A 22,611-nucleotide genomic window follows, 5' to 3' on the forward strand; every position below is an offset into this window, starting at 1 on the left:
CGGCGTCATCGTACGTAACGTGCGCCCCGGCGACGTGCGTTACGCCCGGCCAAGTGCGGTACGTAACGTGAACACCGGTGGTACCGGTCCGACAGAAGGCGGTTCAGACGTGAAACTGGCAATTCTCGGCGGGGGCGGGTTCCGCGTGCCGCTCGTGTACGGGGCCCTCCTCGGCGACCGCGCCGAGGGCCGCGTCACCGACGTCGTCCTGCACGACCTGGACGGCGCCCGGCTCGACGCCGTCACCCGGGTCCTCGCCGAGCAGGCCGACGGGGCCCCTGACGCGCCCACCGTCACCGCCACGACCGACCTCGACGAGGCGCTGCGCGGCGCCGACTTCGTCTTCTCCGCGATCCGCGTCGGCGGCCTGGAGGGGCGCGCCGCCGACGAGCGCGTCGCCCTCGCCGAGGGCGTCCTCGGGCAGGAGACGGTCGGCGCGGGCGGCATCGCGTACGGGCTGCGCACCGTGCCCGTCGCCGTCGACATCGCGCGCCGCGTCGCCCGGCTCGCCCCCGACGCCTGGGTCATCAACTTCACCAACCCCGCGGGCCTGGTCACCGAAGCCATGGCCCGTTACCTGGGCGACCGCGTCATCGGCATCTGCGACTCGCCCGTGGGCCTCGGCCGCCGGGTCGCGCAGGTGCTCGGCGGCAACCCCGACGAGGCCTTCATCGACTACGTGGGCCTCAACCACCTCGGCTGGCTGCGCGGGCTGCACATCGCGGGCCGCGACGAACTGCCGCGCCTGCTCGCCGACCGCGGGCTCCTCGGCTCCTTCGAGCAGGGCAGGCTGTTCGGCGCCGACTGGCTGCAGACGCTCGGCATGATCCCCAACGAATACCTGCACTACTACTACTTCAACCGCGACACCGTCCGCGCCTACCAGCAGGCCGAACGGACCCGCGGCGCCTTCCTCCACTCCCAACAGGCCCGCTTCTACGACGAGATGCGCAGCCCCGGGACCCCCGCCCTCAAGACCTGGAACGACACCCTCGCCGAGCGCGAGGCGGCGTACATGGCGGAGAACAGGGAAGCGGCGGGCGTGGGGGAGCGGGCCGAGGAGGACCTGGAGTCCGGGGGGTACGAGAAGGTCGCCCTCGCCCTGATGCGGGCCATCGCGCGCGACGAGCGGGCCACCCTCATCCTCAACGTCCGCAACGGCACGACCCTCGCCGCCCTCGACGCGGACGCCGTGATCGAGGTGCCCTGCTCCGTCGACGCCAACGGCGCCCACCCCATGTCGGTGGCCCCGCTGCCCGGCCATGCCACCGGCCTGGTGTGCGCGGTCAAGGCAGTCGAGCGCGAGGTGCTCGCGGCGGTCGAGAGCGGTTCGTCGGCCACCGCCGTCAAGGCGTTCGCGCTGCACCCGCTCGTCGACTCCGTGACGGTCGCGCGGCGGCTCGTGGAGGGGTACCGGGGTGTGCATCCGGGGCTCGCGTACCTGAGATGATCAGGCCCTTCCGGCACCTGAGATGATCAGGCCCTTCCGGTACCTGAGATGATCACGACATGAGTCCCGTCGTCTCCATCGGTGCCGCCGCCCGCCGCCCCTGCACGCTCGTCGTGTGCCGGGGCTGCTGCTGCGGTGACGCGCGCAAGAACCCCGGCATCGACCACGCCTGGCAGCTGGAGCGGATGCGCTCCGCGGCGGCGGCCTCGCGGGGCCGGTTCGCGGTGCGCACGAGCGACTGCCTCGGGCCGTGCGGGCAGGCCAACATCGTCGTGGTCCAGCCCTCGTACGAGGGGCGAAGGCGGGGCGGCCGGGCGGCCTGGGTCGGCTTCGTCACGGACGACGAGTCGCTCGAAGGAATACTCACCTGGGCCGCCGCGGGCGGCCCAGGCCTGGCCGAGCCGTCGGCCGCGCTCGCGCTCCAGATGGTGGATCCGCGCGCGGTATAGGGCCTTGGGTGGCCTTGGGTGCTTCTCGCCCTAGCCGGCGAGGACCTGGTCCAGGAAGCCGTCCAGGTTCCGCAGGGTCCTGGCGTTCTGCTCCTCCAACGTGAGGCTCTCCTCCATGCGGCGGGCCAGCGCCGTGGTCTTCTTCCCGCGTACGTAGAGGGAGCAGGCCAGGTCCGCGCAGATGTACATGCCGACGGAGTTGCCCTGACGGCCCGCCGTGCCCGCCTTCGGGGCCACGAGCAGCGTGATACCGGAACCGGACTGCGGCGTCACGCACACCGAGCAGATGCTGGACTTGAGCAGGCTCTTGCGCGCCCCGGTCGAGGCGCGCAGGGCGATGCCCACGGGCTCGTCGTCCCGCCACGTCACCACATAGCCGCGGTCGGGCGCCTTGGGGTCGCGCCAGCCGAGAAAGTCCAGGTCGGACCAGGCGGTGTCGGCGAAACCGACAGGGAGGGTGAGCCTGCGGGCCTCGCCCTTGGAACAGTTGACGAAGGACGCGCGGATCTCGTTCTCACTGACGGACTTCATGATCCGGAAGGTATCAACGGCCTGGTCGGGCCGTCGCGCCATTTTCTCCCGCCGCCGCTCCCGCCGCCGCTCCCTCGGGCGCCCGCGCCCCGCGTCACGCGGACACCTCGATCACGACCTTGCCCCGCGCGTGACCGCCCTCCACCGCGCGCAGGGCCTCGTCCGCGCGGTCCAGGGGATACGTCGCCGTCACGTGCGGGCGCAGCACGCCCGCCGCGGCGAGGAGCGCGACCTCGTCCAGGACCGCCGACGTGCGGGCCCGCGCGACGGGGGCGCCGCCCAGCTCCGCCACGGCCTCCTTGGCCGCCGCAGTGATCAGCTTCGCGCGGTCGGTCAGGAGCTCCGCGAGTTCGGCGAGGTCCGCGCCGCCGACCAGGTCGAAGACCGCGTCGACGCGGTGTCCCGGCGCCGCCTCCCGGACGCGCTCGGCGAGCCGTGGCCCCGGCGGCACGTGCACCGCGCCGAGCGACTCGACGAACTCCTTCTTGGCGGCGCTCGCCGTGCCCACCACGCGCAGCCCGAAGTGCCGGGCGAGCTGGGCCGCGGCCACCCCGACGCCACCGCCGGCCCCGGTGATCAGCAGCGTCGCCCCCGCGGGCAGATCGAGCTGCCGCAGCCCGTCGTACGCGGTCGCCGCCGCGACGGGCAGCACCGCCGCATCCGTGAAGGAGAGGTTGTCCGGCTTGTGCGCGGCGATGTCGGCGGGGATCAGCGTGAACTCCGCGTACCCGCCGGTGACCGGATTGCCGAACACCGGGTCGCCGGGCCCGAACCCCTCGACCCCGGCCCCGACCCGCTCCACGGTGCCCGCGACCTCGCTGCCCAGGACCTCCGGGCCGCTCAGGGGCGCCTGGCCGGGCCGCTGTTTGCCCGCCCGCAGCTTCCAGTCGACCGGGTTCACCCCGGCCGCGCGGACCGCCACGAGCAGCTGCCCGGGGCCGGGCTCCGGCTTCGCGAGGTCGAGGAAGGCCTCCACCTCGGGACCGCCGTGTGCGGTGAATCCGTACGCCTTGGGCATCTGGCTCCCTCTCTCCGACTCTCTCCGCTCACCTGCCGACCGTCCGACGCTCGCGCGTCCGTCCGTCGGCTCATACCCATGACGACCACCAAGATCCTCCGGCTATTCCCGGTCCGCGGGTGCTGAGCCGCGGTCCTGGGGGCAAGCTGTCGAGTGAACGGGCGAGGGAGCGTGCGAGGGAGAGGCCGACGCGGTGGTGCCGACCGACGGGACTGATGGGACTGGTGGGACTGATGGGACTGATGGGAACGGAGACGATCTGCTCGACGGGCTGTCCGTGGACGACACCCGCCCCGAGCGCCCTGTGCTCCTCGACCAGCAGGGGCGCCCCCTGCAGAGCTGGCGGGAGAACTACCCGTACACGGAGAAGCTGAGCCGCAGGACGTACGAGCGGCACAAGCGGATACTCCAGATCGAGCTCCTGAAGCTGCAGAAGTCGGTGCGCGAGCAGGGGCGGCGCGTCGTCGTGCTGTGCGAGGGGCGTGACGCGGCCGGCAAGGGCGGCACGATCAAACGGTTCACCGAGCGCATGAACCCGCGCGGCGCGCGAACGGTGGCGCTGGACAAGCCGAACGGGCACGAGGCCGGTCAGTGGTACTTCCAGCGGTACGTCGCCCAGCTGCCGTCCGCGGGCGAGATCGTCTTCTTCGACCGGTCCTGGTACAACCGCGCTGGCGTCGAGCCGGTGATGGGGTTCTGCACACCCCGCGAGCACCTGCACTTCCTGGAACAGGCCCCGCTGTTCGAGAAGATGATCACCGATGACGGCGTCATCCTCATCAAGTTCTGGTTCTCCGTCTCCCGGGCCGAACAGCGCACGCGCTTCGCGATCCGGCAGGTCGACCCGGTGCGTCAGTGGAAACTCTCCTCCACCGATCTCGCCTCGCTCGACCTGTGGGACGCCTACACCTACGCGAAGGTGGAGATGTTCCGCGCGACGGACACGCCCCACGCCCCGTGGACCGTGGTGAAGACGAACGACAAGCGCCGAGGCCGCCTGGAGGCCATGCGCCACCTCCTGTTGCAGATCGACTACGAGGCGAAGGACCCCGAGGCGGTGGGCAAGGCCGACCCGCTGATCATCGGCCCCGCCAACACGCTCCTCGAACCGGGCGAGGACGCCACGGACCTCTCACCGAGCAAGCTCGCCCCCCAAGAACGGGGGCCGGGCCGCCACCCGCACGCGTGAGACCGCGGCCGACTCGCGCGAAGTCCCCGTCACCGCTCCCCGCCCGGACCTTGCTGGTGCAGCGCCCGGTACACCGCCCCGACCAGGTGGATGCTGCGCAGGTCCTCGCCCGAGGTTCCGGCGCCCAGGCGGTTCATCACGTACGCGTACGAGACGCCGTTCTCCGGGTCGGCGAAGGCGTACGACCCGCCCATGCCGCCGTGGCCGAAAGCGCGGGGGTTGGGGCCCGCCTGCCCGAACTGGTTGAGCATGTAGCCGAGAGCCCACGGCCAGCTCTCGGCGAGCGGGGTGCCTGCCCGCAGGACGAGGTCCGGCTCGTCGCCGTCGCTCTGCAGGGTGCGCAGCCGCTCCACCGTGCCGGAGGAGAGGAGTCGCCCGCAGGCCAACTCCGCGTACACGGCGGCGAGTCCGCGCGCGGTGGCGTGGCCGTTGGCCGCGGGGATCTCCGCGCTGCGGTAGGCCGCGCTGTGCACGTCGCCGAGCGGCAGATAGTGCAGCGCCAGTGTGACCGGCGCCATCGGATGGTCCGTCAGGCCGCCGACGGGTGGCTTCGGCGCCTCGCCGAAGGTGCTGCTCGCCGCGGACGCCGCGGATGCCGCAGACCCCGCAGACGCCGACGGCTCGGTGGCGCGTACGGGCGGCGCCAGCTCCGCGCACCGGCCGTGCTCGCTCACCGGCGTGCCGACGTGGACGTCGGCGCCCAGCGGACCGGTCACCTCGGTGCGCAGGAACGTCCCGAGCGAGACGCCGCTGACGCGCCGCACCAGCTCGCCGACCAGGAAGCCGAAGGTCACCGCGTGATAGCCCTGTGCCGTACCCGGCCGCCACCACGGCCGTGTCGCGGCCAGCGCCTCGGTGACCTTCTCCCAGTCATACGCCGCCCCCGGCGCCATGGGCTCGCTCGGCGCGATGAGCCCGGAGCGGTGGCTGAGGAGCCAGCGCACCGGGATGTCGGCCTTGCCGGCCTGCGCGAACTCGGGCCAGTACCGCGCGACCGGTGCGTCCAGGTCCAACTCGCCGCGTTCCATGAGCAGATGGGCGCAGAGCGCGGTCATGCCCTTGGTGGTGGAGTAGATGTTCACCAGCGTGTCCCGCTCCCAGGGGCGGGTCCCCGTACGGTCCGCGTCGCCGCCCCACAGGTCGATCACGACCTCGCCGCCGACCGTCGCCGCGACCGATGCCCCGAGCTCCCCGCGCTCGGCGAAACTCCGCTCGAACTCCTCGCGCACGCTCTCGAATCCGGGGGCGCAGGTGCCGTGGACGTGCACAGTCATGACTCTCCTCGGTAGGCGGAGCGGGCAGACGGAGCGGGCAGACGGACGTGCCGTGGGCGCCATCCTTCCGCATGGTTGCCCACGGCACCTACCCCCGCGGCGTGTCGACTGTGCCGATCCCCTACAGCCAGTCGTGGTATCGCCGGATGTACCAGCCCTTCACCGCCTGGGTGAGCGCGCAGTACGCGAGGAGCGTCCCGGCCAGCCACGGGAAGTAGCTCACCGGCAGCGGCTCCATCGACAGCGCCGGGGCCAGCGGCGAGAACGGCAGCCAGAGGCCGAAGGCCATGACCGCGCCCGTCATCACGAGGACCGGCAGGGAGGCGCGGGACTGCACGAACGGGATCTTCCGCGTGCGGATCATATGGACGATGAGCGTCTGCGAAAGCAGCCCCTCCACGAACCAGCCCGTCTGGAACAGGGTCTGCTCCGCCGCGCTGTCGGCCTGGAAGACGTACCACATGACCAGGAACATCGTGATGTCGAAGACCGAGCTGACCGGACCGACGCGGACCATGAACCGGCCGATGCCCTTGGCGTCCCAGCTCCGCGGCTTCTTCAGGTACTCCTTGTCCATGTGGTCCCAGGGGATCGCCATCTGGCTGATGTCGTAGCAGAGGTTCTGCACCAGGAGGTGGATGGCGAGCATCGGCTGGAAGGGGATGAAGGCCGAGGCCACCAGGACCGAGAAGACGTTGCCGAAGTTCGACGACGCCGTCATCTTGATGTACTTGATGGTGTTGCCGAAGGTCTGACGCCCCATCAACACGCCCTGCTCCAGGACCATCAGGTCCTTCTTCAGCAGGATGATGTCCGCGGACTCCTTGGCGATGTCCACGGCCGTGTCGACGGAGACGCCCACGTCCGCCTCGCGCAGCGCCGCCGCGTCGTTGATGCCGTCCCCGAGGAAACCGACCGTGTGCCCGTCGGCCTTCAGCGCGCGCACGATCCGCGCCTTCTGGACCGGGTTGACCTTCGCGAACACCGTGGTCGTACGGGCCAGTTCGACCAGCTCGACGTCGTCGACGAGGTCGACCGTCGCCCCGGTGATCAGCTCGCTCGTGTCCAGGCCGACGTCGGCGCAGACGCGCGCGGCGACCAGTTCGTTGTCACCGGTGACGACCTTGACGGCGACGCCGTTCTCGGCGAGTGCGCGCAGTGTGTCCGCCGCGTCCTTCTTCGGCGGGTCGAGAAAGGCGAGGAAGCCGATGAGCGTCAGCTCCGTCTCGTTCGCCACGGAGTAGGTGTCGCGCTCCACGGTGTCGCGCTCCACGGTGTCGCGCTCCACGGTGTCGCCCTCGACGGCGTCGGGGGCGACGGGGAACGTGCGGGTCGCGACCGCCAGGACCCGCAGGCCCTCCCGGTTGTGGCGCTCGCTGAGGTGCGTGGCGTGGGCGCGCAGCCGCTCGGTCAGCACCACGCGTTCGCCGCGGTCCATCATGTGGCCGCACCGGCCGAGGACCTCCTCGACCGCGCCCTTGGTGATGAGCGTGTGCTCGGGGGCGGGGCCGGAGAGTTCGTTGCGCCGCAGAACGACGGACATCCTGCGCCGGGCGAAGTCGAAGGGGATCTCGTCGACCATCGTGAAGAGGTGGTTCGACGACAACCTCCTCGGCCTCGTCCACGCGGTCGATGACCGCCTGGTCCATGAGGTTGCGCAGGCCCGTCTGGAAGTGGGCGTTGAGGTACGCGTACTCCAGGACCTCGCGGTCCTCCTGACCCCGCGCGTCGAGGTAGCGGTCGAGGACGATGCGGTCCTCGGTGAGCGTGCCCGTCTTGTCGGTGCACAGCACGTCCATCGCGCCGAGGTTCTGGATCGCGTTGAGCCGCTTGACGACGACCTGGTGCTTCGACATGGCGACGGCGCCGCGCGCCAGGTTCGCGGAGACCACCATCGGCAGCATCTCGGGGGTGAGGCCGACGGCCACGGAGATCGAGAACAGCAGTGCCTGGTCCCAGTCGCCCTTGGTGAAACCGTTGATCGCGAAGACGACCGGGACCATCACCAGCATGAAGCGGATCAGCAGGAAGCTGACCCGGCGCACGCCGAGGTCGAAGGCGGTCTGCGGGCGGTCGCCGGTGAGCGCGCTCGCCATCGAGCCGAAGTAGGTGTGGGATCCGGTCGCGACGACCACCCCGGTCGCCGTGCCGGAGGTCACCGACGTGCCCATCAGGCAGAGGTTGTCGGCCTCCACGGGGTCCGTGGTCTCCTGCTGTCCGAGGTCGTGGGCGCGGGTGTCGGCCTTGGCGACGGGCAGCGACTCGCCGGACAGCGCGGCCTGGCCGACCATCAGGTCCTTGGCGGCGAGCAGGCGCAGGTCGGCCGGGACCAGATCACCGGCCGCGAGCCTGACGAGGTCGCCGGGGACGACCTGCTCCATCGGGATCTCTTCGGTGTCCGCGGTCTCGCTCCATCGCCGCCGGACCGTGCACGAGGTGGTGACCAGGGCCTTGAGCGCCTCGGCCGACCGGGCCGAGCGGAACTCCTGCCAGAACCGGAGCACGGCGCTGACCAGCACCATTGAGGCGAGGATGGAGACGCCGGGGTCGGCGGGGTCCTGCCAGTACATGACCGCGGCGAGCACGACGAGCACGCCGATGAACGGGTTCCAGAAGGACTTGGCGAGCTGCGCGGCCCAGTGCGGCGCGCGCTCGTGGGCGACGGTGTTCGTGCCGTACCGCTCGATGCGCTCAAGGACCTGGTCCTGACGCAGGCCGCGGGTGGACGCACCGACGTCGCGCAGCACGTCGCGGGCGGGCCGCGCGCTGAACTCGGCGAGGCGGGCGCCGACTTCACGGGTACGGGTGTCCAGTTCGGCGGCCTTGCGGGGGGTGCGAGGGGTGTGGGGGTTATGAGAGTTACGGGGGGTACGGGGGTTCTCGCCTGGCGGGGCCAGGCGTACCTGGGGAATCAGCTTGTTCATGGCAGACCTCCCTTCGTGCGGGGGCGTGGCGAAGCACGCCCGTGCACGAGGACGTAGATGCGAGCACATGGATGTGCGCACGTAGATGTGGTGTGAATGTGTCGTGAAAAAGCCCCCGGACATGCCGACGGTGGGCATGTCAGCCGTGGGGCAGGGGGTGCCGCCGTGACATCAGATGACGGACAAACGTGACATCAGTACGGCGGAGCCAGGGGAAAGGCGGCGGAGAGCGGCCTTAGACAGGCGCACCGCTGGCGCAAGGACTTCCTTCGGGACTCATCCCGAACACCTCCTTGCGGTCGCGGGACACGAAGACGACGCCATGGACCGGCGCACCGCCAAGTCAGGCATGCGCGTTGCCATATGTCAAATATGGGACGTTGGTCCCGAAATGACGAGGACTTGTGTCCCGCCCATCAGAGGTTGGACTTCTCTTCACACTCCGGTCACCGGCTCTTCCGTATTGCTTGCTCCCCTTGGCACACTGCACCCGCTCGCGTCCCCCACATCACTCGAGGTCGGATTACACATGCCTGAACTCAATCGGCGTCGCTTCATGCAGCTGACCGGCGGTACCGCGGCGTTCGCGATGCTCAACCAGAGCATCGCGAAGGCCGCGTCCCTGCCGGCCAGGCGCGCCACCGGCACCATCAAGGACGTCGAGCACGTCGTCGTGCTGATGCAGGAGAACCGTTCCTTCGACCACTACTTCGGCACCATGAAGGGGGTCCGTGGCTTCGGCGACCCGCGCCCGGTGACGCTGCCGAACGGCAAGCCGGTCTGGAACCAGCCGAGCGGCGCCAAGGAGGTCCTGCCGTTCCACCCGGACGCCAAGGACCTGGGCATGCAGTTCATCGCGGGCCTTGACCACGACTGGGCCGGCGGCCACAAGGCGTTCAACAACGGCGCGTACGACCAGTGGATCCCCGCGAAGTCCGAGCGGACGATGGCGTACCTCGAACGGGACGACATCCCCTTCCACTACGCCCTCGCCGACGCCTTCACGGTCTGCGACGACTACCACTGTTCGTTCATGGGAGCCACGGACCCCAACCGCTACTACATGCTGTCGGGCCACGTCGGCAACGACGGCAAGGGCGGCGGCCCGGTCCTCGGCAACCAGGAGGCGGGCTACGACTGGACGACGTACGCCGAGCGCCTGGAGCGGGCGGGCGTGTCCTGGAAGGTGTACCAGGACATCGGTGACGGCCTGGACGCGGCCGGACACTGGGGCTGGATCGACGACGCCTACCGAGGCAACTACGGCGACAACTCGCTTCTCTACTTCAACAAGTACCGCAACGCCAAGGCGGGCGACCCGCTGTACGAGAAGGCCCGCAAGGGCACCAACGCCAAGGCGGGCGACGGCTACTTCGACATCCTCAAGGCCGACGTGAAGGCGGACCGGCTGCCGCAGGTCTCCTACGTCGCGTGCCCGGAGGCCTTCACCGAACACCCCAACTGGCCCGCGAACTACGGCGCCTGGTACATCTCGCAGATCCTGGACGCGCTCACCTCCAACCCCGAGGTGTGGGCGAAGACGGCGCTGTTCGTCACGTACGACGAGAACGACGGATACTTCGACCACATCGTGCCGCCGTACGTGCCCAAGGACGCCGGCCAGGGCAAGTCCACCGTGGACACCACGCTCGACTACTTCCCGGGCAACGCCTCCTACGCGGCCGGACACTACGGCCTCGGCCAGCGCGTCCCGATGATCGTCGTCTCGCCGTGGAGCACCGGCGGCTACGTGAACTCCGAGGTCTTCGACCACACGTCGATCATCCGGTTCATGGAGCGCCGCTTCGGCGTCAAGGAGCCCAACATCTCGCCGTGGCGCCGGGCGATCTGCGGTGACCTCACGTCCGCCTTCGACTTCGGCGGCAAGGACCCCGACCCGGCGGAGCTCCCCGACACCGCCTCCTTCGAGCCGCCGGACCGCGAGCGCCACCCCGACTACCGGCCCAAGGCGCCCGGTTCCCCGGCACTGCCCAAGCAGGAGCGCGGCTCCAGGCCCGCCCGCGCGCTGCCGTACGCGCCGCTGGTGGACGGCTCGGCGGACGTCGCCGCCGGAAAGTTCACGCTCACCTTCAGCGGCGGCGCCAAGGCGGGCGTCTGCTTCCACGTCCGCTCCCAGAACCGTACCGACGGTCCCTGGACGTACACGGTGGAGGCGGGCAAGACGGTCTCCGACACCTGGAACTCGGCGTACTCCGGCGGCGCGCACGATCTGTCGGTGTTCGGCCCCAACGGATTCCTGCGCACCTTCAAGGGTCCCGGCAAGAAGGCGGGCCCCGAGGTCGTCGCCCGCCACGACGCCAAGACCGGCAACATCAGGCTGACCCTCAAGAACGCGGGCAGCACGGATGTGAATCTCACGGTGACCAACGCCTACGGTGGCGCGGGCCAGACCTTCAAGGTCAAGGCGGGCGCGTCCGTGGACCACACCGTCGACCTGCGGGCCACCAAGCGCTGGTACGACCTGACGGTCAAGTCCGACGCGGACACCGGTTTCCTGCGGCGCTTCGCGGGCCACGTGGAGACCGGCGCGGCGGGCGTCAGCGACCCGGCGATCATCACGGGCTGATCCACCCCGTGCCCCCGGGCCGGAAAAGAGGAGGCCCCGGCCCGGGGGCGCTGGATAGCATCCACAGGCATGGCAGACACCCACCGCCGTGCCGGCGTCCCCGAGAAGCCCGTCCTCGACGGGCTCGAAGAGAAATGGTCCCGGCGATGGGACGCGTCGGGGGTGTACGCCTTCGACCGTTCACGGACGCGGGACGAGATCTTCTCCATCGACACTCCGCCGCCCACGGTCAGCGGCTCGCTGCACGTCGGTCACGTCTTCTCGTACACGCATACCGACGCCGTCGCCCGCTACCGGCGCATGCGCGGCAAGGAAGTCTTCTATCCCATGGGGTGGGACGACAACGGCCTGCCGACCGAGCGGCGCGTCCAGAACCACTTCGGCGTCCGGTGCGACCCCGCTCTCCCGTACGAGCCGGACCTCGTCCCGCCCGTGCGGCCCGGCAAGAAGCAACTGCCCATCTCCCGGCGGAACTTCATCGAGCTGTGCGAACTGCTCACCGCCGAGGACGAGAAGGCCTTCGAGGATCTGTGGCGGCGGCTCGGCCTCTCCGTCGACTGGTCCCGCACCTACCGGACCATCGGCACGGACGCCCGAGCGACCTCACAGCTCGCGTTCCTCAACAACCTCGCGCGCGGCGAGGCGTACGTCGCCGAGGCGCCCACGCTGTGGGACGTCACGTTCCGCACGGCGGTCGCCCAGGCCGAGTTGGAGGACCGGGAGCGGCCCGCCGCCTACCACCGGCTCACTTTCCACCGCGCGGACGGCGGCACCGTCGTCATCGACACGACCCGGCCCGAACTGCTCCCCGCCTGCGTCGCCCTCGTCGCGCACCCGGACGACGAGCGCTACCGGGACCTGTTCGGCACGACGGTCCGCACCCCGCTGTTCGGCGTCGAGGTCCCCGTCGTCGCGCACCGCCTCGCGACCCCCGAGAAGGGCACGGGCGCGGCGATGGTCTGCACGTTCGGCGACACCACCGATGTCACGTGGTGGCGCGAACTGCGGCTCGCCACCCGGCCGGTGATCGGCTGGGACGGCCGCTTCCTCGCCGAACCACCGCAGGGCGTGACGGCACCGGCCGCCGTCGCGGCGTACAAGGAGCTCGCCGGCGCCACCGCGCACACCGCCCGCGAACGCGTCGTCGAGATGCTGCGCGAGAGCGGCGACCTGACGGGCGAGCCGCGCGCCGTCACGCACGCGGTCAAGTTCTTCGAGAAGGGCGACAAGCCCCTGGAGATCGTCACGACCCGCCAGTGGTACATCCGCAACGGCGGCCGGGACGCCGCACTGCGCGAGCGGCTCCTCGCCCGTGGCGCGGAGCTGGTCTGGCACCCGCCGCACATGCGGATCCGCTACGAGAACTGGGTCGGCGGCCTCAACGGCGACTGGCTGATCAGCCGTCAGCGGTTCTTCGGCGTCCCGATCCCCGTCTGGTACCCGCTGGACGGCTCCGGACAGCCCGACCACGACCACCCGATCGTCCCCGACCGCGCCGCGCTGCCCGTCGACCCGAGCGCGGAGACCCCGCCCGGCTACCGTGCGGCCCAGCGCGGTGAGCCGCACGGCTTCATCGGCGACCCGGACGTCATGGACACCTGGGCGACGTCCTCGCTCACCCCGCAGATCGCCGGGAAGTGGCCGGCGGACCCCGACCTCTTCGCGCGGGTCTTCCCGATGGACCTGCGCCCCCAGGCCCACGAGATCATCCGCACCTGGCTGTTCTCCACCGTCGTTCGCGCGCACACCGAGCACGACGCGCTGCCCTGGCGGCACGCGGCGGTCTCGGGCTGGATCCTCGACCCCGACCGCAAGAAGATGGCGAAGAGCAAGGGCAACGCGGTCACCCCGGACCACCTGCTCGTCCAGCACGGCTCGGACGCGGTCCGGTACTGGGCGGCGAGCGGACGGCCCGGCACGGACACGGCGTTCGACGTCGGCCAGATGAAGATCGGCCGCAGGCTCGCCACGAAGCTGCTGAACGTCGGCAAGTTCGTCCTGAGCCTCGGCGCACCGGAGCCCGGCGCCGCCGTAACCGAGCCGCTCGACCGCGCCCTGCTTGCCGAGCTGGCGTCGACCGTCGACGACGCGACACGCGCCTTCGAGGCCTTCGACTACGCGCGCGCCCTGGCCCGCACGGAACAGCTCTTCTGGCGCTTCTGCGACGACTACGTCGAACTGGTCAAGGCCCGCGCGTACGGCGACCACGGCGACGCGGCAGGCACCGACTCAGGCCGAGCGGCGCTGCGCACCGCGCTCGACGTCCTGCTGCGGCTCTTCGCGCCGGTCCTGCCCTTCGTCACGGAGGAGGTCTGGTCGTGGTGGCGGGAAGGATCGGTCCATCGCGCGGCGTGGCCGGACGCCACCGGTCTGCGGACCGGCGCGGGCGACGCGGAGGTCCTGGCCGTGGCCTCGGAGGCCATCGCCGCGGTCCGCAAGGCCAAGACGGGGGCCCGGTTGTCGATGCGGACGGAGGTCGCGAGGGTGACGGTCACGGCGCCGCGCGCCGCCCTGAACCGCTTCGCGTCGGCCGCGGATGACGTCCGGGCGGCAGGCAGGATCGGGGCGGTGGAGCTACGGGAGGCAGCGGGGGCGGAGCCGTTGCGGGTGGAAGTGGCGCTCTGAGCGGCTGGGGTAAGCCCCCGGTTGAGTCGGACATCACACCTCGGCAAGGGGCTGGCGGGCGGCCCGTACCCGGGGGGTAGGGTCACCGGGTGACCACGCATTCGAACACTCCTGCAGGCTGGTACCCGGACCCGCATGGCGCAGCCCAGCTGCTGCGCTGGTGGGACGGCTCCCAATGGACGGAGCACACCACCCCGGCCCAGCAGCAGGGCCAGCAGGTCCCGCAGCAGGCGCAGCCCGCGCAGCAGCAGCCCGCGCATGCCCCGGCCGCCGCCCAGCAGCAGGGCCAGTTCGGCCAGGCCCAGGCCCCGGCTCAGCAGGGCCAGTTCGGCCAGCCGCAGGCGCAGCCCGTGCAGCAGCAGGCCCAGCCCGTGCAGCAGGGGCAGTTCGGCCAGGCCCAGGCCCCCGCCCAGCAGGGTCAGTTCGGCATGCCGCAGGCGCACCCGCAGGCCGCGCCGACGGCCGACCCGGCCAAGGTGCAGCGCCAGGTGCAGAAGCAGGCGGGTGTCGCCCCGGCCTCGCAGGGCGGCGGCACGCTGTTCACGGAGCCGGTCCTGGTCGTGAACCAGAAGGCCAAGCTCATCGAGCTGACGAACGAGTACAGCGTCATGGACCAGGCGGGCAACACGCTCGGCTCGGTCGTCCAGGTGGGCCAGAGCACGCTGAAGAAGGTCGCGCGCTTCGTCGCCAGCGTCGACCAGTTCATGACGCACAAGCTGGAGATCCGCGACGCGTACGGCCAGCCGCAGATGATGCTGACCCGCCCGCGGAAGTTCATGAAGTCGCGGGTGATCGTCGAGCGCCCGGACGGCGGGCAGATCGGCGAGATCGTCCAGCAGAACATGATCGGCAAGATCAACTTCGGGATGATGGTCGACGGTCAGCAGGTCGGCGCCATCAAGGCGGAGAACTGGCGCGCCTGGAACTTCTCGATCGTCGACCACGCCGACAACGAGGTCGCCCGGATCACGAAGACCTGGGAAGGCCTCGCCAAGACGATGTTCACCACCGCGGACAACTACGTCCTGCAGATCCACTACCAGCTGCCCGAGCCGCTCCTGAGCCTGGTCGTGGCGACCGCGCTCACCGTGGACACGGCGCTGAAGCAGGACGCCCGCGGGCTCGGGTGACCGCGTCTCTTCTCGTACGACAGCGGCTCTCTTGAGACAACGGTTTTCTTGAGACATCGGCTCTCTTACGTCAACGGCGCCGGTCGCTCCCTTCCGCAGGGGGGCGACCGGCGCCGTTTCGCTTCTCTGTGTCAGACGCTCTGCAGGCCGGATGTGGCTGGTCGCGCAGTTCCCCGCGCCCCTTCGGGTGGCCCGGGCTGGCCGGGAACGGAGAGCAGCGAAACCGGTTCCGGCTCGGCTTTCGGCCTCTGCGGTGACCGTGTGAGAACCACGACCCCGTACGCCGCCACCGCCGCCCCCGCCACCGCGAGGAGGATGCCGACGATTCCGCCCTGGAGCCGTTCGCCGAGCAGCGTCACGCCGATCACCGAGGCCGCGAGGGGGTTGGAGAGCGTGACCACGGCGAGCGGTGCGCCGAGGCCGCCGCGGTAGGCGGTCTGCGAGAGCAGAAGGCCACCGGCGGCGAACGCCGCCACCAGGAGTGCCACGACGATCACCTGCGGGCTGAGCAGCGGCCCCGAGCGGTCCGTCACGGCGACCGTCACGGTCTGCGTGAGCGCGGACGCGACGCCCGAGGCGAAGCCGGACGCGGTCGCGTGGCGCAGTCCCGGGCGGGTGCCGGGCCGGGAGAGGACCCCGATGACAGCCATGGTCGCGGCGGCGACGGTCAGCGCCTCCGGCACGGTCAGGCTGTCGTCGGGCGCGGGTCCCGACGCGGTCAGGAGCAGCGCGCCGAGGCCGATGAGGGTGAGGCCGGTGCCGCGCCACTCCAGGCGGGTCACCCGGCGTCCGGCGAGCCGGGCGCCGAGCGGCACGGCGGCGACCAGGGTGAGCGCGCCGAGCGGCTGGACCAGCGTGAGCGGCCCGTACTTCAGGGCCGCCACGTGCAGCAGCGCCGCGGACGCGTTGAGCCCGACCGACGACCACCACGGGCCGCTGCCGAGCATCCGCAGGACACCGCTCTCGCCCTCGGTGATACGCGAGGCGAGCCGCTCCTGCGCGACCGCGGCGGCCGCGTAGGCGGCAGCGGAGACGAGGGAGAGTGCGACGGCGAGAAGCGTGGCGCTCATCGGCGGGCTCCCGTGGTGATCAGTTCCGGTGCGGGTGCGGGTGCGGGTGCGGGTGCCGGTGCGGGCGCCGGTGTCGGCACCGGCTTCGGCGCCGGTGCGGAGCCGCGTACGACCGTCGAGCGGTTCGCGCGCGGCAGCCGGATCACCGCGAGCGCGATGCCGAGCAGTGCGGTCGCCACTACGGCGTCGAGCCAGTAGTGGTTGGCGGTGCCGACCACCACGAGCAGGGTGAGGAGCGGGTGCAGCAGCCACAGCCAGCGCCACCGCGTCGAGGTGGCGACGATCATGCCGATGGCGAGCATGAGGGCCCAGCCGAAGTGCAGCGACGGCATGGCCGCGAACTGGTTGGCCATGGTGTCGGTGGCGGGCTTGGCGGTGTACACCGAGGGCCCGTAGACCTGCGCGGTGTCCACGAGGTGCGCGGCGTCCAGCATCCGCGGCGGCGCGAGCGGGAAGCCGAGGTGCAGCACGAGCGCGGCCGCGGTCAGCGCGGCGAGCACCCGCCGGGTCCAGACGTACTGCCGGGGCCTGCGCAGATACAGCCACACCAGGAACAGCAGCGTCGCCGGGAAGTGCACCGTCGCGTAGTAGGTGTTCGCGACGTGGATCAGCGTGTCGCTGCTGAGCAGGGCGTCCTGCACGGCACCCTCGCCGGGCAGGCGGAGCGTGCGCTCGGCGTCCCATACGCGGTGCGCGTTGCGGAAGGCCTCGCCGGTGTGTCCATTGGCGAGCTGCCTGCCGAATTTGTAGACGAGGAAAAGTCCTACGACGAGGAGGAGCTCGCGGACGAGGGGCGGTCGGGCAGACGTGTCCGGCTTCCGGACGGCGGTCGCGCCCGGCTCCCGGACCTTTATGTCCGGCTCCCGTTCGGCAGGCTCGGTTCGGGATTCCATCCCCCGGCCCCTTTACGTGATGACTGGGTAGTGCGGTGCTGAGTGGAGGATCGCCCCACCCATCGATACGCCAGTGTACCGATACGGAAGCGTACCGGTACACTGGCGTATCGAAAGGTGTCGATCGAGCCGATCGGCTGCTGTACGAGGAGAAGAGTCATGACGTCGACGTCGAGCCGCTCGAAGATCACGCCCGAGCGTGAGCAGGAGTTCTACGACGCCGTCCTCGAACAGCTCCGCGACTGCGGGTACGACTCCCTGACCATGGAGGGCGTGGCCGCCCGCACCCGGTGCAGCAAGTCCACGCTCTACCGCCAGTGGAAGACCAAGCCCCAGTTCGTGGCCGCCGCGCTGCGCGCCAATCGCTGTGTGCGCTTCGCGGGCATCGACACCGGCAGCCTTGCCGGGGATCTGCGGGAGGCCGCCAGGGCCGCGGGCGAGCAGTCGGGGCGGGAGACGATGCTGGTCCAGGCGCTCAGCCACGCGGTCCTGCACGACGAGGAGCTGCAGCGGGCGCTGCGCGAGACGCTGGTCGAGCCGGAGCTCCAGGCCATGGCCGCGATCGTCCGGCGCGGTGTCGAGCGCGGCGAGATCGCCGAGGGGCACCCGGCTGTGGAATTTCTCTCGGTCCAGATGTTCGGCGTGCTGCGGGCCCGGCCGATTCTGGAGGGTACGTACGCCGACGGGGAGTATCTGACCCGCTTCGTCGAGGCCTGTGTGCTCCCCGCACTGGGCCTCACCTGAGCGTGGGCCCGGGTCTGTGGGATGGCGACCCGGGCCTGCTCGCGCCGCACCGTGGGGACGGGGGCGGCGCGCACCCCAGGGCCGGACGGGGTTCCTCCTGAGCGGCGAGGAACCCCGCCCGGCCCGCTGCGGTCTTTCCGGACCGCCGGACCGGACGTTTGACTAGACGTCCTTGCCGGCGCCGCCCCCGCTGCCGCCGACCGGACCGGCCTTGATGCCCTCGGCGATCTTGTCCATGGTGGACAGCGACGGGGCCTTGTCGTTGACGTCGATGCCCATGCGGACGATGACCAGCTTCGACTTGTCGGCGGGGGAGGGGAAGGCGAGCGATTCGACGTAGCCGTCGTCGCTCTTCTCCGTGACGGCCTTCCAGCGGACGAAGTAGCCCTTCTGGCCCGCCACCGTGACCGGCTCGGACGCGAGGACCTTGTGCGAGGTGATCTTGCCGTAGGTCTTGCCGCCGTACCCGTCCTTGGCGTTCTTCTTGATGTCCCCCTTGGCGGCCGCCTCGGGCGTATCGGCGTCGATCTTGAGCTGCTCGGCCGACTGGGAGAACGCGCTGCCGCGCGTGCACTGCTCGTCGGTGTTCCCGGGGCAGGGGATCGGATCCGTCTGCACCCCGCCGCCGTACTTCGTGCTCCCGCCCCGCCAGCCGTCCGGCACGGGGAGCTTGATGCCGTTCACCGGGTCGCTCGCGAAGCCCGGCTCCTGCTCCGGCGCTCCGGGGCCCTCCGGCGCTCCGGGATCCTCCGGCGCTCCGGGATCCTCCGGTGTCTGGGGCGACTCGGACTTCCCCGGGGCCCGCGGGCCGCCGGGCGACGGCTCCTTCACCGCCGTGCCGCCGCCGTCGTCCCCGTCGTCGGACGTCAGGGCGTACACGCCGCCGCCTATCCCGGCGAGGACGACGAGCACCACACCGGCGGCTATCGCTATGCGCAGCCGCCGCCGCGGGGCGGGCGGCTGCCCGGGGTAGGCCGGGAAGGCCTGCTGAGTCGGATACGCCGCGGTGCCGGCGGCGGCCCGCACCTGGTCCGTCCACACGTTCCCGTCCCACCAGCGCTCGGTGGGAGGACCGCCGGCGGTCTGGCCGGGATCGGGGTACCAGCCTGGGGGAGTCATATGGGTCATGTCCGCCAGCGTATGAGCCCCGCGTGAAAGGTGGATGAGAGGGGCCCTCCCACTCTCGGTCCGCCCTACCGGCCCCCGTCCCCATGGCCGTTGACGACGAGCCGCACCGGCCCCTCGCCCGCCGCCGCCACCGTCGGCCACGGTGTCCCCCGGCGCCCCGGCGTGATCGAACCCAGCACGCTCGCATGCCGCGCCCCCGTGCTCGCCGGGACGGTGCCCGGCAGGCCGTGCAGGGTCAGGAAGCCGAGGACCGCGAAGGCGTAGGCCTCCTTCGCCGCGGCGGGCAGGCCGAGCTCATCGGAGGTGCGCACCGGGATGCCGCTGCCCAACTCCGCCCGCAGGGCGGCCATCAGGGCGGGATTGCGCGTCCCGCCGCCGGAGGCGACGACCTCCGAGGCCCCCACGGTGCGGACCGCGTCGGCGACCGTGCGAGCGGTGAGGCGGGTCAGCGTGGCGACCACGTCCTCGGCGGGCAGCGACTCGTACCCCCGCAGAGCCGTACGCAGATACGGCAGATGGAAGAGCTCCTTGCCCGTCGTCTTCGGTGCCCCGAGCGCGTAGTACGGCTCGGTGAGGAGCCGGGCAAGGAGTCCCTCGTCGACCGTGCCGCTCCTGGCCAGCTCGCCGTCCAGGTCGTACGCGAGGCGGCCGCCCGTCGCCTCGTGCACCGCGGCGTCCACCAGGGCGTTGGCGGGGCCGGTGTCGAAGGCGGTGCCGTCGGCGGCGGTGATGTTGGCGATGCCGCCGAGGTTCAGCGCGGCGGGGGCGCCGGGCCGGCCGCGCAGCCACATCCGGTCCACCAGGCTGACCAGCGGCGCACCCTGGCCGCCCGCCGCGATGTCACGGGGGCGGAAGTCGGCGACCACCGGCAGCCCGGTCGCCTCGGCGATCCAGGCGGGCTGGCCGATCTGCAGGGTGCCGTGCACCTGCCCGTCCGCCACCCAGTGGTAGACGGTCTGGCCGTGCGAGGCGACCAGTTCGGCCCGCCCGTCGCACAGTTCGCGGTCGGCCTCGACCGCCGCGGCGGCGAAGGCTCGCCCGATACGGGTGTCCAGGCGGCAGACCTCGGCGAGGGTGGTGGCGGCGGGCGGCAGCGCGGCGGCGAGGTCGGCGCGCAGCCCGTCGTCGTAGCCACGGCTGATCAGTCCGAGGGGGGTGAGCGTCAGACGGTCGCCGTCAAGGGCCAGGTCGGCGGCTGCCGCGTCGATCGCGTCGTACGAGGTCCCTGACATGAGCCCGATCACGCGCACGTGGGGCCTCCTTCTCGGTCGGCTCACCAAATGTGCTTGATCATCGCATCCTGCGGGCCGCGCGCGACTCGTGTTCGGGAAAGCGGCACGCGGTGCGGACGCCGCCGGATGCGGGCGACGGGGGTTCAAGGACAGGCTCTCACCCGGTGCCTGCCGCTCCTTCCCCGTACGCGGCGAGCGCCCGGCCGCGCCACAGCCCCGGGTCCCCCCAGGCGCTCCGCAGCGCCCGCGCCTTGGTGAGCCACAGGGACAGGTCGAACTCCGCCGTGTACCCGACCGCGCCGTGCAGTTGCAGCGCCGTGCGCGCCGCCGCGTACGCCGCCTCGCCCGCCGTCACCTTGGCGGCCGCGACATCGCCCGGGTCCATGGTCGTCGCGGCGCCGAACACCAGCGGCCGGGCGAACTCCAGGCGCACCAGGACGTCCGCGAGCCGGTGCTTGACCGCCTGGAACGACCCGATCGGTGTCCCGAACTGGGTGCGCTGCTTCGCATACGACACGGTCCGATCGAGGAGCGCGAGGCCGACGCCGAGCGCCTGCGCGGCCGTGGCGAGCGCCGCCCACCGGGTCGCGTGCCGCGCCGCCGCGACCACTGCGGGGCCCGAGGCGAGCAACTCCCCGCCGGGCGACGGCGCGGCGAGGCGCCGCGCCGGGTCCAGGGACCGTCGCACGCGCGCGTGGCCGGGTGCCAGCCGCAGCGCGTCGTCCGACACGGCCAGGATCAGATCCGCCGCGTCCGCGTCCAGGGCGTGCGGGCCGCCGTCGGGCAGTGCCAGCGTCGCGCTCACCGCCCCCGAGGCCAGGAAGGGCAGCAGGCGCTTGGCCGGTTCCCGCTCGTCCTCCTCGGCGAGGTGTGCCAGGAGCGCTGCCGCGGCCACCGTCTCGACGACGGGCCCCGGCACGGCGTGCCGTCCCAGCTCCACGAACGCGACGGCCGTCTCGACGGGCAGCGGGCCCACGCCCTCGTACTCCTCGGGGACCGGCAGCGCGAAGAGCCCCGCGTCCGCGAGCCGCGCCCACACCGCACGCCCCGGCGCATGGTCGCCGACGCCCCACGCGCGCGTGGCCGCCACGGTGTCGGCCGCCGTCAGCATCGCGTCCAGGGAGCGCGCGAACTCCCGCTGCTCGGCGTCGAGGAGGAACCTCATCAGCGGCGTCCCTTCGGCAGGCCGAGCAGCCGCTCGGCGATGATGTCGCGCTGGATCTCGTTGGTGCCCGCGTAGATGGGCCCGGCGAGCGAGAAGACGTACCCCTCCGCCCAGTCGGAGCCCGCCCCGGGCGAGCCGTCGGTCAACTCGCCGTCCGGGCCGAGCAGATCGAGCGCCGTCTCGTGCAGCGCGATGTCGTACTCCGACCAGAAGACCTTGTTGAGGCTGGATTCGGCGCCGATCCGCTCCCCGGCCAGGAACCGCGAGGCGTTGGCCCAGGTGAACAGCGCGTAGGCGCGGGCGCCGATGACGGCGTCGGCTACCCGGTCGCGCAGCGCCGTGTCGGCCGGGTCCGCGTGGGCGCGCCACTGCCTGGCGAGGCGGTCCGCCGAGGCGAGGAAGCGGCCGGGGGAGCGCAGTGTCAGGCCGCGTTCGTCGCCCGTGGTCGACATGGCGATCCGCCAGCCCTGGCCCGGCTCGCCGATCACGTCCTCGTCCGGCACGAACACGTCGTCCAGGAAGAGTTCGGCGAAGGCGGGCTTGCCGTCGAGGCGCCCGACGGGACGGATCGTCACCCCGGGCGCGTCGAGCGGGAACATCAGATAGGTGAGGCCCCGGTGCGGCTTGCCCGCGTGCTCCCCGCCGGTCGCCTGCGGCTCGCTGCGGAACAGGCCGAACGCGCGGTCGGCGAACGCGGCCCGCGACGACCACGCCTTCTGCCCGCTGATGAGCCAACCGCCGTCCGTGCGCCGGGCGGTGGAGCGCAGGGACGCGAGGTCGGAGCCCGACTCGGGCTCCGACCAGGCCTGTGCCCAGATCACCTCGCCGGTCGCCATGGGGGGCAGCACCCGCGCCCGCTGCTCCTCCGTGCCGAAGTCGAACAGGGTGGGCGCGAGGAGGTTGATGCCGTTCTGCGAGACCCGGCCGGGCGCGCCCGCCGCGTAGTACTCCTCCTCGAACACCAGCCATTTGACGATGTCGGCGCCCTGTCCGCCGTACTCCTCGGGCCAGGACACCACCGACCAGCGGTCGGCCGCGAGCGTGCGCTCCCACTCCCGGTGGGCGGCGAATCCCGCGCCGGTCTCCAGGGAGGGGAGCGGCGCGGGCGGTACGTGCGCGGCGAGCCAGTCGCGCGCCCGCTGCCTGAACTCCCCTTCCTCGGCGGTGAAGTCGAGGTCCATCAGTGGCCCACCTCTTCAGCT

Annotated in this window: 17 protein-coding genes and 1 pseudogene; 7 read left to right on the plus strand and 11 right to left on the minus strand. The window is 71.7% G+C overall.

The window, feature by feature from the left end; genetic code table 11:
- Positions 1 to 109: 109 nt before the first annotated feature.
- Positions 110 to 1,450, plus strand: a complete 1,341-nt coding sequence (locus tag ABZ953_RS24615) for a 6-phospho-beta-glucosidase (protein ID WP_361727399.1) — start codon at positions 110 to 112, stop codon at positions 1,448 to 1,450.
- 59 nt (positions 1,451 to 1,509) lie between these two features.
- The gene (locus ABZ953_RS24620; protein ID WP_361727401.1) at positions 1,510 to 1,899 is read left to right on the plus strand and encodes a (2Fe-2S) ferredoxin domain-containing protein; all 390 of its coding nucleotides are present in this window, start codon (positions 1,510 to 1,512) and stop codon (positions 1,897 to 1,899) included.
- Between the two features lie 30 nt (positions 1,900 to 1,929).
- On the opposite strand, the gene ABZ953_RS24625 is transcribed toward ABZ953_RS24620, so the two are convergent.
- Positions 1,930 to 2,430, minus strand: a complete 501-nt coding sequence (locus ABZ953_RS24625; RefSeq protein ID WP_361727402.1) for an FBP domain-containing protein — start codon at positions 2,428 to 2,430, stop codon at positions 1,930 to 1,932.
- Between the two features lie 94 nt (positions 2,431 to 2,524).
- The gene (locus ABZ953_RS24630) at positions 2,525 to 3,448 is read right to left on the minus strand and encodes an NADP-dependent oxidoreductase (protein ID WP_361727404.1); all 924 of its coding nucleotides are present in this window, start codon (positions 3,446 to 3,448) and stop codon (positions 2,525 to 2,527) included.
- 259 nt (positions 3,449 to 3,707) lie between these two features.
- On the opposite strand from ABZ953_RS24630, the gene ppk2 reads away from it, so the two are divergent.
- Positions 3,708 to 4,637 (plus strand): polyphosphate kinase 2, encoded by a 930-nt coding sequence (ppk2, locus tag ABZ953_RS24635; protein ID WP_361727738.1) that lies wholly within the window; start codon positions 3,708 to 3,710, stop codon positions 4,635 to 4,637.
- Positions 4,638 to 4,666: 29 nt separating this feature from the next.
- Here the strand turns inward: ppk2 and ABZ953_RS24640 are convergent, their stop codons facing one another.
- The 3 genes and pseudogenes from ABZ953_RS24640 to ABZ953_RS24650 all read right to left on the minus strand — a co-directional run.
- Positions 4,667 to 5,911, minus strand: a complete 1,245-nt coding sequence (locus ABZ953_RS24640) for a serine hydrolase domain-containing protein (protein ID WP_361727406.1) — start codon at positions 5,909 to 5,911, stop codon at positions 4,667 to 4,669.
- Between the two features lie 121 nt (positions 5,912 to 6,032).
- Positions 6,033 to 7,493, minus strand: coding sequence for a magnesium-translocating P-type ATPase (gene mgtA, locus ABZ953_RS24645; protein WP_361727407.1), 1,461 nt, complete (start codon positions 7,491 to 7,493; stop codon positions 6,033 to 6,035).
- A gap of 157 nt (positions 7,494 to 7,650) precedes the next feature.
- Positions 7,651 to 8,973: pseudogene (locus ABZ953_RS24650) on the minus strand (HAD-IC family P-type ATPase); the annotation flags it as partial.
- 391 nt (positions 8,974 to 9,364) lie between these two features.
- Between ABZ953_RS24650 and ABZ953_RS24655 the strand changes: the two are divergent.
- From ABZ953_RS24655 to ABZ953_RS24665, 3 genes are all read left to right on the plus strand, one after another.
- Entirely contained in the window at positions 9,365 to 11,422 is a 2,058-nt protein-coding gene (locus ABZ953_RS24655) for a phosphocholine-specific phospholipase C (RefSeq protein ID WP_361727409.1), read from the plus strand.
- Positions 11,423 to 11,491: 69 nt separating this feature from the next.
- The gene (gene valS / locus ABZ953_RS24660) at positions 11,492 to 14,047 is read left to right on the plus strand and encodes a valine--tRNA ligase (RefSeq protein WP_361727411.1); all 2,556 of its coding nucleotides are present in this window, start codon (positions 11,492 to 11,494) and stop codon (positions 14,045 to 14,047) included.
- Between the two features lie 89 nt (positions 14,048 to 14,136).
- The gene (locus tag ABZ953_RS24665) at positions 14,137 to 15,177 is read left to right on the plus strand and encodes a phospholipid scramblase-related protein (RefSeq protein ID WP_361727412.1); all 1,041 of its coding nucleotides are present in this window, start codon (positions 14,137 to 14,139) and stop codon (positions 15,175 to 15,177) included.
- A 131-nt stretch (positions 15,178 to 15,308) separates the two neighbouring features.
- Here the strand turns inward: ABZ953_RS24665 and ABZ953_RS24670 are convergent, their stop codons facing one another.
- Together ABZ953_RS24670 and ABZ953_RS24675 are read right to left on the minus strand one after the other, a co-directional pair.
- Positions 15,309 to 16,247 carry a DMT family transporter gene (locus ABZ953_RS24670; protein WP_361727414.1) on the minus strand — a complete coding sequence of 313 codons (939 nt, stop codon included), beginning with the start codon at positions 16,245 to 16,247 and terminating at the stop codon, positions 15,309 to 15,311.
- The gene (locus tag ABZ953_RS24675) at positions 16,244 to 17,140 is read right to left on the minus strand and encodes a phosphatase PAP2 family protein (RefSeq protein WP_361727416.1); all 897 of its coding nucleotides are present in this window, start codon (positions 17,138 to 17,140) and stop codon (positions 16,244 to 16,246) included. Before ABZ953_RS24675 ends, ABZ953_RS24670 begins: the two co-directional genes overlap by 4 nt.
- 159 nt (positions 17,141 to 17,299) lie before the next feature.
- Between ABZ953_RS24675 and ABZ953_RS24680 the strand changes: the two genes are divergently transcribed.
- The gene (locus tag ABZ953_RS24680) at positions 17,300 to 17,884 is read left to right on the plus strand and encodes a TetR/AcrR family transcriptional regulator (protein WP_361727417.1); all 585 of its coding nucleotides are present in this window, start codon (positions 17,300 to 17,302) and stop codon (positions 17,882 to 17,884) included.
- Positions 17,885 to 18,046: 162 nt separating this feature from the next.
- Here ABZ953_RS24680 and ABZ953_RS24685 read toward each other — a convergent pair whose 3' ends face one another.
- The 4 genes from ABZ953_RS24685 to ABZ953_RS24700 form a co-directional block, all read right to left on the minus strand.
- Positions 18,047 to 19,012 carry a DUF2510 domain-containing protein gene (locus tag ABZ953_RS24685; RefSeq protein WP_361727419.1) on the minus strand — a complete coding sequence of 322 codons (966 nt, stop codon included), beginning with the start codon at positions 19,010 to 19,012 and terminating at the stop codon, positions 18,047 to 18,049.
- A gap of 65 nt (positions 19,013 to 19,077) precedes the next feature.
- On the minus strand, positions 19,078 to 20,262 hold the full coding sequence (locus ABZ953_RS24690) for an anhydro-N-acetylmuramic acid kinase (protein WP_361727421.1): 1,185 nt from the start codon (positions 20,260 to 20,262) through the stop codon (positions 19,078 to 19,080).
- Positions 20,263 to 20,401: 139 nt separating this feature from the next.
- Entirely contained in the window at positions 20,402 to 21,409 is a 1,008-nt protein-coding gene (locus ABZ953_RS24695) for an acyl-CoA dehydrogenase family protein (RefSeq protein WP_361727423.1), read from the minus strand.
- The gene (locus tag ABZ953_RS24700; protein WP_361727425.1) at positions 21,409 to 22,590 is read right to left on the minus strand and encodes an acyl-CoA dehydrogenase family protein; all 1,182 of its coding nucleotides are present in this window, start codon (positions 22,588 to 22,590) and stop codon (positions 21,409 to 21,411) included. The genes ABZ953_RS24695 and ABZ953_RS24700 overlap by 1 nt, the downstream gene beginning before the upstream one ends.
- Positions 22,591 to 22,611 lie beyond the last annotated feature (21 nt).

The organism is Streptomyces sp. NPDC046465, from assembly GCF_040646035.1.
Lineage (GTDB): Bacteria > Actinomycetota > Actinomycetes > Streptomycetales > Streptomycetaceae > Streptomyces.

Coding starts and splice junctions, on each gene's coding strand:
- ABZ953_RS24680 (WP_361727417.1), top strand. CDS start 17,300: ATGACGTCGACGTCGAGCCGCTCGAAGATCACGCCCGAGCGTGAGCAG.
- valS (WP_361727411.1), top strand. CDS start 11,492: ATGGCAGACACCCACCGCCGTGCCGGCGTCCCCGAGAAGCCCGTCCTC.
- ABZ953_RS24695 (WP_361727423.1), bottom strand. CDS start 21,409: ATGAGGTTCCTCCTCGACGCCGAGCAGCGGGAGTTCGCGCGCTCCCTG.
- ABZ953_RS24670 (WP_361727414.1), bottom strand. CDS start 16,247: ATGAGCGCCACGCTTCTCGCCGTCGCACTCTCCCTCGTCTCCGCTGCC.
- ABZ953_RS24640 (WP_361727406.1), bottom strand. CDS start 5,911: ATGACTGTGCACGTCCACGGCACCTGCGCCCCCGGATTCGAGAGCGTG.
- ABZ953_RS24625 (WP_361727402.1), bottom strand. CDS start 2,430: ATGAAGTCCGTCAGTGAGAACGAGATCCGCGCGTCCTTCGTCAACTGT.
- ABZ953_RS24655 (WP_361727409.1), top strand. CDS start 9,365: ATGCCTGAACTCAATCGGCGTCGCTTCATGCAGCTGACCGGCGGTACC.
- ABZ953_RS24685 (WP_361727419.1), bottom strand. CDS start 19,012: ATGACCCATATGACTCCCCCAGGCTGGTACCCCGATCCCGGCCAGACC.
- ABZ953_RS24630 (WP_361727404.1), bottom strand. CDS start 3,448: ATGCCCAAGGCGTACGGATTCACCGCACACGGCGGTCCCGAGGTGGAG.
- ABZ953_RS24700 (WP_361727425.1), bottom strand. CDS start 22,590: ATGGACCTCGACTTCACCGCCGAGGAAGGGGAGTTCAGGCAGCGGGCG.
- mgtA (WP_361727407.1), bottom strand. CDS start 7,493: ATGGTCGACGAGATCCCCTTCGACTTCGCCCGGCGCAGGATGTCCGTC.
- ABZ953_RS24620 (WP_361727401.1), top strand. CDS start 1,510: ATGAGTCCCGTCGTCTCCATCGGTGCCGCCGCCCGCCGCCCCTGCACG.
- ABZ953_RS24675 (WP_361727416.1), bottom strand. CDS start 17,140: ATGGAATCCCGAACCGAGCCTGCCGAACGGGAGCCGGACATAAAGGTC.